This window comes from Ottowia pentelensis (assembly GCF_964341695.1).
In genome coordinates this window covers 2,194,161-2,206,676 of sequence record NZ_OZ224513.1, presented here as the reverse complement: position 1 = coordinate 2,206,676, position 12,516 = coordinate 2,194,161, and the positions used below count along the sequence as shown (strand labels likewise).

Sequence of the window (12,516 nt, the reverse complement as noted above, 5' to 3'; positions counted from 1 at the left end):
TCTCGCGCGTGCCCGCCGACGGCTTGCCCACCGGTTCGGCGAATGTAGGATTGATATCGACCCATTCATTGACAACACGAGGAGTACCCATGCTGGGCCTGATGCAGAACCAACCGCTCTTGACGTCCATGCTGCTGGACTTTGCGGCGCGCCACCACGGCGACACCCCGATCGTCTCGCGCCGGGTGGAGGGCGACATCCACCGCTACACCTACCGCGATCTGGCCGCGCGCTCCAAGCAACTGGCCAACGCGCTCGACGGCATGGGCCTGGCCGCGGGCGATCGCGTGGCCTCGCTGGCCTGGAACGGTTACCGCCACATGGAGCTGTACTACGGCGTGTCCGGCTCGGAGCGCGTGATGCACACGCTCAACCCCCGCCTGCACCCCGAGCAGATGGCGTGGATCATCAACCATGCCGAGGACAAGGTGCTGTGCTTCGACATGACGTTCCTGCCGCTGGTGCAGGCCATCCACGCCAAGTGCCCCACGGTCAAGCAATGGGTGGCGCTGTGCGACGCCGACAAGCTGCCGGCCGACAGCGGCATTCCGGGCCTGGTCGACTACGAGGCCTGGATCGGCGGGCAGAAGACCGACTATGCCTGGCCGCAGTTCGACGAAAACACCGCCGCCGGCCTGTGCTACACCAGCGGCACCACGGGCAACCCCAAGGGCGCGCTGTACAGCCATCGCTCGACCGTGCTGCATGCCTACGGCGGCGCGCTGCCCGACGCGCTGAACGTGTCGGCGCGCGACTCGATGATGCCGGTGGTGCCGATGTTCCACGTCAACGCCTGGGGCCTGCCTTACGTCGCCGCGCTGGTCGGCTGCAAGGTGGTGTTTCCCGGCCCGGCCATGGACGGCAAGTCGCTCTACGAACTGATGGAGGCCGAGCAGGTGACCATGGCCGCCGGCGTGCCGACCATCTGGCAGATGCTGCTGACGCATGTCCAGAGCAACGGCCTGAAGTTCTCCAGCATGAACCGCACCGTCATCGGCGGCTCGGCCTGCCCGCCGGCCATGATCGACACCTTCCGCGAGGAGTTCGGCATCGACGTGCTGCACGCCTGGGGCATGACCGAGACCAGCCCGCTGGGCACCGTGTGCACGCTCAAGAACAAGCAGCTGTCGCTGCCGCCTGCGCAGCAACTGGCCATACGCGTCAAGCAGGGCCGCGCCATCTTTGGGGTCGACATGAGGATCGTCGGCGACGACGGCCAGGACCAGCCCTGGGACGGCAAGGCCTACGGCGACCTGCTGGTGCGCGGGCCGTGGATCATGGACACCTACTTCAAGGGCGCCAGCCCGCTGGTCGAGGACGCGCAGGGCCGCGGCTGGTTCCCCACCGGCGACGTCGCCACCATCGACGCCGACGGCTTCATGCAGATCACCGACCGCAGCAAGGACGTGATCAAGTCCGGCGGCGAGTGGATCAGCTCGATTGACATCGAGAACATCGCCATGGGCCACCCGGCGGTGGCGATGGCGGCCTGCATCGGCATGCCGCATCCGAAGTGGGACGAGCGCCCCATCGTCGCGGTGGTCAAGAAGCCCGGCGCCCAGCTCACGCGCGAGGAGCTGCTGAAGTTCTACGAGGGCAAGGGCCAGGCCAAGTGGCAGATCCCGGACGACGTGGTGTTCGTCGAGGCCATTCCGCTGGGCGCCACCGGCAAGATGCTCAAGACCAAGCTGCGCGAGGACCTGAAGGACTACAAGCTGCCGGGCCTGTGAGCCGGCCCCGCAGTCACATGGGTGATAGCGACTAGGGCAAATCCCGGTTTGGCCGCGGCGGCATAGCCGGTACGCTGCGGCCCGTTGATTCACTACTCGGAGACCCGACCCATGCGCTTTGCCATCCAGTTCGTCGCGGCCTGTGCCATCGTGGCCTGTGCCGGCGGGGCCTACGCCCAGAAGGGACAGACCGTCAAGATCGCCATGATCGAAGGCCTGTCCGGCCCCATGGGCAACGTGGGCTCCAACCAGCTCAAGAGCTGGCAATACGTGGCCGAGCACCTGAACGCCGCCGAGAACCCCGCCGGCGTCAAGTTCGAGATCGTGCCCATGGACAGCAAGAGCTCGCCACAGGAGGCGCTGAACCTGCTGAAGTCGGCCGTCGATCAGGGCATCCACTACGTCACGCAGGGCAACGGCTCCAACGTGGCGCTGCCGCTGGCCGACGCGGTGGGCAAGAACAACGAGCGCAACCCTGGCAAGGAGGTGATCTACATCAACTACGCCGCGGTCGATCCGGCCTCCACCAACGAGAAGTGCAACTACTGGCACTTCCGCTTCGACGCCGATACCACCATGAAGATGGCGGCGCTCACCAGCTTCATGAAGGACCAGAAGGACATCCACAAGGTGTACATGGTCAACCAGAACTACTCGCACGGCCACCAGGTCAGCAAGTATTTCAAGGAAGGCATCGAGCGCAACCGGCCCGACGTCAAGATCGTCGGCGACGACTTCGTGGCGCTGGGCCAGGTCAAGGACTTCGCCCCCTACGTGGCCAAGATCAAGGCCTCGGGCGCCGACACGCTGGTCACCGGCAACTGGGGCCAGGACTTCACGCTGCTGGTCAAGGCCATGAACGACGCTGGCCTGCACATCCCGATCTACGCCTACTACGCCGGCGTGTCGGGCACGCCCACGGCGCTGGCCCAGGGCAAGGACCAGCAGGTCTACCAGATCGCCTACGGCCACTCCAACATGACGGGCCGCCTGGGCGAGCTGGAAAAGGGCTTCAAGGCCAAGTACAACGACGACCTCTACACTTACTCGGTCTACAACGCCATGGTCGCGCTGTCCGACGCCATGGCCAAGGCCAAGTCGACCGACCCGGTGAAGGTGGCGGCGGCGCTGGAAGGCCTTCGCTTCAAGGGCTTCAACGGCGAGGACGCGCAGATGCGCTCCACCGACCACCAGCTGCAGATGGGCATGTGGATCTCGAAGTGGCAGAAGGTGGATGCCAAGAACAGCTACAGCGTGGAGAACACGGGCTACACCTTCGCGCCGGTGAAGTACCTGGAGCCCTTCGTCGCCAGCACGCCCACCACCTGCCAGATGAAGCGCCCGGGCAAGTAAGCTCATGACCCCTCACGCCGGCGGCGGACGCGAGTCACCAGCCGGCGTTGTTTTTGCCCCGGAAAGTCCCGCATGGAGTTTTTCACCATATCGCTGCTCAACGGGCTGAGCTACGGCCTGCTGCTGTTCATGCTCAGCTCGGGGCTGACCCTGATCTTCAGCATGATGGGCGTGCTCAACTTCGCCCACGCCAGCTTCTACATGGCGGGGGCCTACCTGGCCTACCTGATCTCGGGCCTGGTCGGCTACTGGCCCGCGCTCGTCATCGCACCCATCGCCGTGGGCCTGCTGGGCGCGCTGTTCGAGCAGGTCTGCCTGCGCCGGGTGCACCGCTTCGGCCACGTGGCCGAGCTGTTGGTGACCTTCGGCCTGTCCTACCTGGTGCTGGAGGTGGTGCAGCTGATCTGGGGGCGCTCGGTGGTGCCCTATGGCCTGCCCGAGCAATTGCAGGGGCCGCTGTTCTCGGTCTACGGCACCCAGTTTCCCAAGTCGCGCGCCTTCATCATGGGGGTGGCGGTGCTGATGCTGCTGTCGATCTGGCTGGTGCTCACGCGCACGCGCATCGGCCTGGTCATCCAGGCCGCGCTCACGCACCCCGACACCGTGGAGGCCCTGGGCCACAACGTGCCGCGCGTGTTCATGCTGGTGTTCGGCGGCGGCGCGGCGCTGGCCGGGCTGGCCGGCGTGGTGGCCGGCAACACCTACGTCACCGAGCCCGCCATGGCCTACGCGGTAGGGCCCATCATCTTCGTGGTGGTGGTGGTGGGCGGCATGGGCTCGCTGGCCGGGGCCTTCCTGGCGTCCATCCTGATCGGCGTGATCCAGACCTTTGCCGTCGCCATCGACAAGTCGCTGGGCGACCTGCTGGCCGGCCTGGGCATGGCCGTGTCGGCCAGCGGCGGGCTGGAGCAGGTGCTGCGCCTGACGGTGGCGCAGGTGGCGCCGATCCTGCCCTACCTGTTCATGGTGCTGATCCTGATCTTCCGGCCCAAGGGCCTGCTGGGCACGCGGGAGACTTGACCATGGGCACGATCACGCAACGCAAGGGCCTGAGCGGCCGCGTGCTGACCTGGGGCGGCTTTGCCCTGGCTCTGGTGCTGGCGCCGCTGCTGCTGTCCAGCAGCCTGTGGCTCAACATCCTGTCGCAGATGGGTTACCTGATCATCATCTGCCTGTCCTACAACATGAAGCTGGGGCAGGGCGGCATGCTCAGCTTCGGCCACGCCGTCTACACGGGCCTGGGCAGCTTTGCCGCCGTGATCGCCATCACCTACTTCAGCCGGCACGGCATCGGCGTGCCGCTGGTGTTGGTGCCGCTGGTGGGCGGCCTGGTGGGGGCGCTGGTGGCGGTGCCGCTGGGCTACGTGTCGACCAAGAAGGCGGGCACGACGTTTGCCATGATCTCGCTGGGCATCGGCGAGCTGGTGGTGGCCATCGCCATCATGCTGCCCGACGTGTTCGGCGGCGACGGCGGCATCTCCATCAACCGCACCGATGGCCCGCCGCTGCTGGGCGTCACGTTCGGGCCGCAGATTCAGGTGTACTACCTGATCGCGGCCTACTGCTTCGTGTGCACGGCGCTGATGTTCGCATTTACCGGCACGCCGCTGGGGCGCATGCTCAACGCCGTGCGCGACAACCCCGAGCGCGTGGCCTTCATCGGCTTCAACACCCAGCTGGTGCGCTGGTACGCGTTCATCATCTCGGGCTTTTTCGCCGGCATCGGCGGCGCGCTGGCGGCGATCAATTTCGAGATCTTCAACTCGGCCGACGCGCTCAGCGGGCTCAAGTCCGGCGCCTACCTGCTGTTCACCTTCCTGGGCGGCGTGACCTTCTTCTTCGGCCCCATCATCGGCGCGGTGCTGATGGTGCTGGCCTCGGTGCTGCTGTCGGAGCTGACCTCGGCCTGGCTGCTGTACCTGGGCCTTGTCTTCCTGCTGATGGTGATGTATGCGCCCGGCGGCGTGGCCAGCCTGGTGATGATCAACGTGCGCATGGCGCGCTTCGGCAAGCTGCGGCGCTTCTGGGGCCTGTACGGCGGCCTGCTGCTGACCGGCCTGGTGATGATGCTGGGCGTGGCGGCGCTGGTCGAGATGATCTACCACCGTCAGCTCAACGCCGGTGCCGGGCCCGTGACACACTACCTGGGGCTGGCGCTGGACACCCGCGCGGCACTGCCCTGGCTGGGCGCGGCCGCGCTGGCCCTGGTGGGCTGGGGGCTGCTGGAGGGCGTTCGCCGGCGCTTCGCGCGCGCCTGGGGCGCGGCGCAGGAAGAAATCGAAACCGAAATGCACGCCCGGGGGCAGCAGGCATGACCCACGCCATCGAACTGAAGGATTTGCGCAAGAGCTTCGGCAAGACCGAGATCATCCGCGGCGCCAAGCTGGCGGTGCAGCCGGGCGAGCGCGTGGCCATCATCGGGCCCAACGGCGCCGGCAAGTCGACCCTGTTCAACCTGATCAGCGGGCGCCTGGCGCCCAGCGGCGGCGAGGTGTGGCTGAACGGCCAGCGCATCGACGGCAAGACGCCCTACGAGATCAACCGCCTGGGCCTGGCGCGCAGCTTCCAGATCACCAACGTGTTTCCGCGCCTGAGCGTGTTCGAGAACCTGCGCTGCGGCGTGCTGTGGAGCCTGGGGCACCGCTACACCTTCCTGCGCTTTCTCTCCGGCCTGACGGACGCCAACGAGCGCGCCGAGACCCTGCTGCGCCAGGTCGGGCTGGCGGCCAAGCGCGACGTGCTGGCCGTCAACCTGACCTACGCCGAGCAGCGCGCGCTGGAGATCGGCGTGACCATTGCCGGCGGCGCCAACGTGATCCTGCTGGACGAGCCGACCTCGGGCATGAGCACCACCGAGACCGCGCACTTCATCCAGTTGATCCGCGAGGTGACCGAGGGCAAGACCCTGCTGACGGTGGAGCACGACATGGGCGTGGTGTTCGGCCTGGCCGACAAGATCGCCGTGGTGGTGTACGGCGAGGTGATCGCCTTCGATACGCCCGAGCGCGTGCGCGCCAACCCCCGCGTGCAGGAGGCCTATCTGGGCTCGCCGGTGGCCGAGGCGCAGGAGGGCTTGCATTGATGCTGAAAGTTCGTGACCTGCATGCCTTCTACGGCAAGAGCCATGTGCTGCATGGCGTGCATTTCGACGTGCAGCCGGGCGAGATCGTGGCCCTGCTGGGGCGCAACGGCTCGGGGCGCTCGACCACCGCCAAGGCCATCATGGGCCTGGTGCACTGGCAGGGCCTGATCGAATGGAAAGGCCAGAGCCTGGCCGGCAAGAAGGCCTTCGAGATCGCCCACCTGGGCCTGGGCTACGTGCCCGAAAGCCGCGACATCTTTCCGGGCCTGACGGTGCACCAGAACCTGCTGCTGGGGCAAAAGGGCGCCGGCAAGGGCAGCCGCTGGAGCTTCGACGACATGTACGCCATGTTCCCGCGCCTGAAGGAGCGCCAGCACACGCCCGCCGGCGTGATGTCGGGCGGCGAGCAGCAGATGCTGACCCTGTGCCGCACGCTGATGGGCGACCCCGACCTCATCATCATCGACGAGCCCACCGAGGGCCTGGCGCCCAAGATCGTCGAGCTGGTGGGCGAGTACCTGCAGCGCCTGAAGGAGCGCGGCATCTCGGTGCTGCTGATCGAGCAGAAGCTGACCATCGCCATGCACATCTCCGACCGCGCCCTCGTCATGGGCCACGGCAACATCGTGTTCGACGGCACCCCCGACGGCCTGCGCGCCGACGCCGGCGTGCGCAAGGAATGGCTGGAAGTCTGAACGCCCGCACGCCGGCTGCCTGAGCGGCCCGGCGTCTCACCAGCGACAGCGCGGGCCTTCCGCGCGCGGCCAAACTCACTAAACTGGCCCTTTGGCGGCTGCCGCCGGCGTGCCGGCAGCCCGAGCGCGCGTTTTCTTCCATCCCCTTGCAGGAGTGTCCATGACGGCCCAATACCAGGTTCAAGGCGACATCGCCATCATTTCCCTGAACAACCCGCCCGTGAACGGGCTGGGCTACGACACGCGCATCGGCATCACCGACGGGCTGGACCAGGCCAATGGCGATGCGGCCGTCAAGGCCATCGTGCTGACGGGCGCGGGCAAGGCCTTTTCGGGCGGCGCCGACATCCGCGAGTTCAACTCGCCCAAGGCCATGCAGGAGCCGACGCTGCTGTCGGTCATCCGCGCGGTCGAAAATTCCGGCAAGCCCGTGGTCGCCGCCGTGCACAGCGTGGCCATGGGCGGCGGACTGGAGCTGGCGCTGGGCGCGCACTACCGCATCGCCGCGCCGGGCGCCAAGATCGCGCTGCCCGAGGTCAAGCTGGGCCTGATCCCCGGCGCTGGCGGCACGGTGCGCCTGCCGCGCGTGCTGGGCGTCGAGACGGCACTGAACATGATCGTCAAGGGCGACCCGGTGAACAGCGAGGTGCTGGCCGGCCTGCCGGGCCAGAAGCTGTTCGACAAGCTGGCCGCCTCGCCCGAAAAGCTGCTCGACGAGGCCGTCGCCTTCGCCAGGGAGGTCGCCGCCAAACACGCCGACGGCTCGGCGCTGCCGCTGGTGCGCAACCTGCCGTGCAAGCACCCGCAGGGCGATGCCTACTTCGGCTTTGCGCGCAACATGGTGGCGGGCATGTCGCGCAACTTCCCGGCGCCCGTCAAGTGCGTGGACGCGCTGGAGAACGCCACGCGCTTCAAGTTCGACGACGCGCTGACGAAAGAGCGCGAGATCTTCATCGCCTTGATGCAGACGCCCGAATGCAAGGCGCTGCGCCACGTCTTCGCCGCCGAGCGCGCGGCCAGCAAGATCCCCGACGTGGGCCCCGAGGTGCAGCCGCGCGCCATTGCCAAGGTGGCCGTCATCGGCGCCGGCACCATGGGCGGCGGCATCGCGATGAACTTCCTGAACGCCGGCATCCCGGTGACGATGCTGGAGATGAAGCAAGAGGCGCTGAACCGCGGCGTGGCGGTGATGAGCAAGAACTACGAGGCGCAGGTCAAGAAGGGCAAGCTCAAGCAGGACAAGTACGAACAGCGCATGAGCCTGCTCAAGACCACGCTGAACTACGCCGACATCAAGGACGCCGACCTGGTGATCGAGGCGGTGTTCGAGGAGCTGGGCGTGAAGGAAGCCGTGTTCAAGCAGCTCGACGCCGTGATGAAGCCCGGCGCCATCCTGGCCAGCAACACCTCCACGCTGGACGTGAACAAGATCGCCGCCTTCACCCAGCGCCCGCAGGACGTGGTGGGCATGCACTTTTTCAGCCCCGCCAACGTGATGAAGCTGCTGGAGGTGGTGCGCGGCGCCAAGACGGGCAAGGACGTGCTGGCCACCGTGATGGCGCTCGCCAAGAAGATCAAGAAGACGGCGGTGGTCTCGGGCGTGTGCGACGGCTTCATCGGCAACCGCATGATCGAGCAGTACAGCCGCCAGGCCGGCTTTCTGCTGGACGAAGGCGCCACGCCGCAGCAGGTCGACAAGGCGATCGAGAAGTTCGGCTTTGCCATGGGGCCGTTTCGCATGGGCGACCTGGCCGGCAACGACATCGGCTGGGCCATCCGCAAGCGCCGCGCCGTCGAGCACCCCGACATGAAGTACAGCAGGACCGCCGACAAGCTGTGCGAGCTGGGCCGCTTCGGCCAGAAAACCGGCGCCGGCTGGTACGACTACCAGCCGGGCAAGCGCGACGCCATCCCCAGCCAGCTGGTGGAGGACATGATCGCCAAGCACCGGCAGGAGCTGGGCATCACGCCGCGCAAGATCGGCGACCCCGAGATCATCGAGCGCCTGGTCTATTCGCTGGTCAACGAGGGCGCGCGCATCCTGGAAGACGGCATCGCCAGCAAGGCCAGCGACATCGACATGGTGTACCTGACGGGCTACGGCTTTCCGCTGTGGCGCGGCGGCCCCATGCAGTACGCCAGCCAGGTCGGCCTGTTCAACGTGATGCAAAGCATGAAGCGCTTTGCCCGCAACCCGCGCGACGATGCGTCCTTCTGGCAACCCGCCGCGCTGATCGCCAAGCTGGCGGCCGAGGGCAAGACCTTCGGTTGACCTGATCCGGTGTTACTCCCTCTCCCTCTGGGAGAGGGCAGGGGTGAGGGCCGCAGCGCCCCATCCACCCACTTGAACCATTTCAGCCCCTGGCGCCCGTCCATCAAGCGCCACCAGCTATCAAACAAGGAGTAAACCATGACATCCGCCCTCATCGTCTCCACCGCCCGCACGCCGCTCGCCAAGAGCTGGAAGGGCGCCTTCAACATGACGCACGGCGCCACGCTGGGCGGCCACGCCGTGCAGCACGCCATCCAGCGCGCCGGCATCGAGGCCGCCGCGGTGGACGACGTCATCATGGGCTGCGCCAACCCCGAGGGCGCCACCGGCATGAACATCGCGCGCCAGATCGCGCTGCTGGCCGGTTGCCCCGTCACCACCTCGGGCACCACCGTCAACCGCTTTTGCTCCTCGGGCCTGCAGACCATCGCGCTGGCCTCGCAGCGCATCATTGCCGGCGAGGCCGAGGTGTTCGTGGCCGGCGGCGTGGAAAGCATCTCGTGCGTGCAAAACGAGATGAACAAGCACATGATCTTCGACCCGGCCCTGCAGGCGAAAAAGCCCGAGATCTACTGGAGCATGCTGCAGACCGCCGAGCAGGTGGCCCAGCGCTACAAGATCGGCCGCGACGCCATGGACGAATACGGCGCGGCCAGCCAGCAAAAGGCCTGCGCCGCCCAGGCCGCCGGCCGGTTCGACGCCGAGATCGCCCCCATCACCGTCACCATGGGCGTGGCCGACAAGCAGCTGGGCCTGGTCGCCAAGCAGGTCACCTGCGCCAAGGACGAGGGCACGCGCGAAGGCACCACCAAGGAGGGCATCGCCGGCATCAAGCCCGCGCTGCCCGGCGGCCTGATCAGCGCCGGCAACGCCAGCCAGTTCAGCGACGGCGCCGGCGCTTGCGTGGTCGTCAGCGAGCCATACGCGAGCCAGAAGAACCTCAAGCCCATCGGCCGCTTCCTGGGCTTTGCCGTGGCCGGCTGCGAGCCCGACGAGATGGGCATCGGCCCCGTGTTCGCCGTGCCCAAGGTGCTGAAAAAGCTGGGCCTGACGGTGGCCGACATCGACCTGTGGGAGCTGAACGAAGCCTTTGCCGTGCAGGTGCTGTACTGCCGCGACAAGCTGGGCATCCCCGCCGACAAGCTCAACGTCAACGGCGGCGCCATTGCCCTGGGCCACCCCTATGGCGTGAGCGGCCAGCGCCTCACGGGCCACGCCCTCATCGAGGGCAAGCGCCGCGGCGCCAAGCGCGTGTGCGTCACCATGTGCATCGGCGGTGGCATGGGTGCGGCGGGGGTGTTCGAAGTGCTCTGAGATGAGGCGCGGCGAGGCTTCGACCGCCGCTCCGCCGCAACACTTGAGATCACTATATAAACAATAGCTGTTGGCGCTTGACTGGCGGGCGCTGCAACCGTTTTTACTCAAATGATTTTGCGCGACACGCTCGACTTCCTGCTCTACGACTGGCTCGACGCCTCCGCGCTGACCGCCCGCCCGCGCTTTGCCGAGCACTCGCGCGACACCTTCGACGCGGTGCTGGACACCTGCGAGCGCATCGCGCGCGAGAAGTACGCGCCCTTCAACCGCCTGGTCGACACCGAGGAGCCGCGTGCCGAGCCCGCCGCCGACGGCAGCTTGCGCGTGGTGCTGCCGCGCGCCACGCACGAGGCGCGCGCCGCCTACGCCGAGTCGGGCATGCTGGCGGCGGCGCAGGACTACGAGCACGGCGGCATGCAGCTGCCGTATCTGGTGGAGGCGGCGGCCAACGCCTTTTTCAGCAAGGCCTCGGTCAGCATCGGCTCCAGCCTGCTCACCGTGGGCAACGCCAACCTCTTGATGGCGCATGGCACGCCGCTGCAGCAGCGGGTGTTCGCCGCCAACGAATTCAATGGCCGTTGGGCCGGCACCATGTGCCTGAGCGAGCCGCAGGCCGGCTCGTCGCTGAGCGACGTGGCCACGCGTGCGGTGCTGGAGGACGGCAGCGACCCGCTCGGCGCGCGCTATCGCCTCAAGGGCAACAAGATGTGGATCTCGTCCGGCGAGCACGAGATGACGGAGAACATCGTGCACCTGGTGCTGGCCAAGATTCCGGGGCCGGACGGCAAGCTGGCGCCGGGGGTCAAGGGCATTTCGCTGTTCATCGTGCCGAAGTTTCTGGTGGACGTGGCCGGCCCTCACCCCGACCCTCTCCCGCAAGCGGGCGAGGGTGGTGACGGCAGCGCGCCGCTGCGCGTCACGCTGGGGCCAAGGAACGACGTGGCGCTGGCGGGGCTGAACCACAAGCTGGGCTGGCGCGGCACCATCAACACGCTGCTGAACTTCGGCGAGGGCAAGTTCCCGGTCGACGGCCAAGCGGGCGCCGTGGGCTACCTGGTCGGCCAGCCCGGTGATGGGCTGCGCTGCATGTTCCACATGATGAACGAGGCGCGCATCGCCGTCGGCATGGCCGCTGTCACGCTGGGGCTGGCGGGCTACGAGGCGTCGCTGGACTATGCCAGGACGCGAACGCAAGGGCGCCCGCTACGCAGCAGCGCCAGTGCCGCGGGCGCCGCCGGCAAGGATGCCAGCCAGCCGCCGGTGCGCCTGATCGAGCATGCCGACATCCGCCGCATGCTGCTGGCGCAAAAGGCGACTTGCGAGGGCGCGCTGGCGCTGCTGCTGTACTGCGCGCGCCTGGTCGACGAGCAGCACACCGGCACGCCCGAGGCCGCCGACGAGGCGCGCCTGCTGCTGGAGGTGCTGACGCCGATCGCCAAGAGCTGGCCCAGCGAGAACGCGCTGGAGGCCAACAGCCTGGCGATCCAGATCCACGGCGGCTACGGCTACACGCGCGACTTCCCGGTCGAGCAGTACTGGCGCGACAACCGGCTGAACATGATCCACGAGGGCACGCACGGCATCCAGGCCATCGACCTGCTGGGCCGCAAGGTGCGCATCGAGGGCGGCCGGGGCCTGACCCTGCTGGCCGCGCGCATGCAGGCCACGATCGAAAAGGCGCAGGCGCACGAGGGCATGCATCACGACGCCGCCGCGCTGGCCGCGGCGCTGGAGCGCATCGGCCAGGTCACGCACGCCGCCTGGGCCGGCGGCGACGCCAGCGAGGCGCTGGCCAACGCCGTACCCTACATGCAGGCCTTCGGCCACGTGGTGATCGCGTGGATCTGGCTGGAGCTGGCCTTAGCCGCCATTGCTACAAAATCAGAAGCTGCTCGCGCAGGACTGGTGGGCGCCAAGACCTATTTTTATCATTATGAATTGCCCAAGATCGGCGCCTGGCTGCGCGTGGTGGAAAACCGCGACACGACCTGCGCCGCATTGCCCGAGGAGGCGTTTTGAAATGACAATCCCCCACGCTCACTTCGTTCGCTGCCCCCTGGGGGGGCT

9 protein-coding genes are annotated in these 12,516 nt (G+C 67.4%); all 9 read left to right on the top strand.

The window, feature by feature from the left end; translation table 11 throughout:
- Positions 1-89: 89 nt before the first annotated feature.
- The 9 genes from ACWHMB_RS10780 to ACWHMB_RS10740 all read left to right on the top strand — a co-directional run bounded on the left by ACWHMB_RS10780 (position 90) and on the right by ACWHMB_RS10740 (position 12,468).
- On the top strand, positions 90-1,730 hold the full coding sequence (locus ACWHMB_RS10780) for a 3-(methylthio)propionyl-CoA ligase (RefSeq protein WP_377484275.1): 1,641 nt from the start codon (positions 90-92) through the stop codon (positions 1,728-1,730).
- A 111-nt stretch (positions 1,731-1,841) separates the two neighbouring features.
- A complete protein-coding gene (locus tag ACWHMB_RS10775; protein ID WP_377484278.1) occupies positions 1,842-3,083 on the top strand; it encodes a branched-chain amino acid ABC transporter substrate-binding protein in 1,242 nt (413 codons plus the stop codon).
- 72 nt (positions 3,084-3,155) lie between these two features.
- Positions 3,156-4,103: a branched-chain amino acid ABC transporter permease gene (locus ACWHMB_RS10770; protein ID WP_377484280.1), complete on the top strand. Its 948-nt coding sequence runs from the start codon at positions 3,156-3,158 to the stop codon at positions 4,101-4,103.
- 2 nt (positions 4,104-4,105) lie between these two features.
- The gene (locus ACWHMB_RS10765) at positions 4,106-5,398 is read left to right on the top strand and encodes a branched-chain amino acid ABC transporter permease (RefSeq protein ID WP_377484282.1); all 1,293 of its coding nucleotides are present in this window, start codon (positions 4,106-4,108) and stop codon (positions 5,396-5,398) included.
- Positions 5,395-6,165, top strand: coding sequence for an ABC transporter ATP-binding protein (locus tag ACWHMB_RS10760; RefSeq protein WP_447648532.1), 771 nt, complete (start codon positions 5,395-5,397; stop codon positions 6,163-6,165). The genes ACWHMB_RS10765 and ACWHMB_RS10760 overlap by 4 nt, the downstream gene beginning before the upstream one ends.
- Positions 6,165-6,860 carry an ABC transporter ATP-binding protein gene (locus tag ACWHMB_RS10755; RefSeq protein ID WP_377484286.1) on the top strand — a complete coding sequence of 232 codons (696 nt, stop codon included), beginning with the start codon at positions 6,165-6,167 and terminating at the stop codon, positions 6,858-6,860. Before ACWHMB_RS10760 ends, ACWHMB_RS10755 begins: the two co-directional genes overlap by 1 nt.
- Positions 6,861-7,020: 160 nt before the next feature.
- A complete protein-coding gene (locus tag ACWHMB_RS10750; protein WP_377484288.1) occupies positions 7,021-9,132 on the top strand; it encodes a 3-hydroxyacyl-CoA dehydrogenase NAD-binding domain-containing protein in 2,112 nt (703 codons plus the stop codon).
- Between the two features lie 138 nt (positions 9,133-9,270).
- The gene (locus ACWHMB_RS10745; RefSeq protein WP_377484290.1) at positions 9,271-10,446 is read left to right on the top strand and encodes an acetyl-CoA C-acyltransferase; all 1,176 of its coding nucleotides are present in this window, start codon (positions 9,271-9,273) and stop codon (positions 10,444-10,446) included.
- A 111-nt stretch (positions 10,447-10,557) separates the two neighbouring features.
- Complete coding sequence (locus tag ACWHMB_RS10740; RefSeq protein ID WP_377484292.1) at positions 10,558-12,468, top strand: acyl-CoA dehydrogenase; 1,911 nt, start codon at positions 10,558-10,560, stop codon at positions 12,466-12,468.
- Positions 12,469-12,516 lie beyond the last annotated feature (48 nt).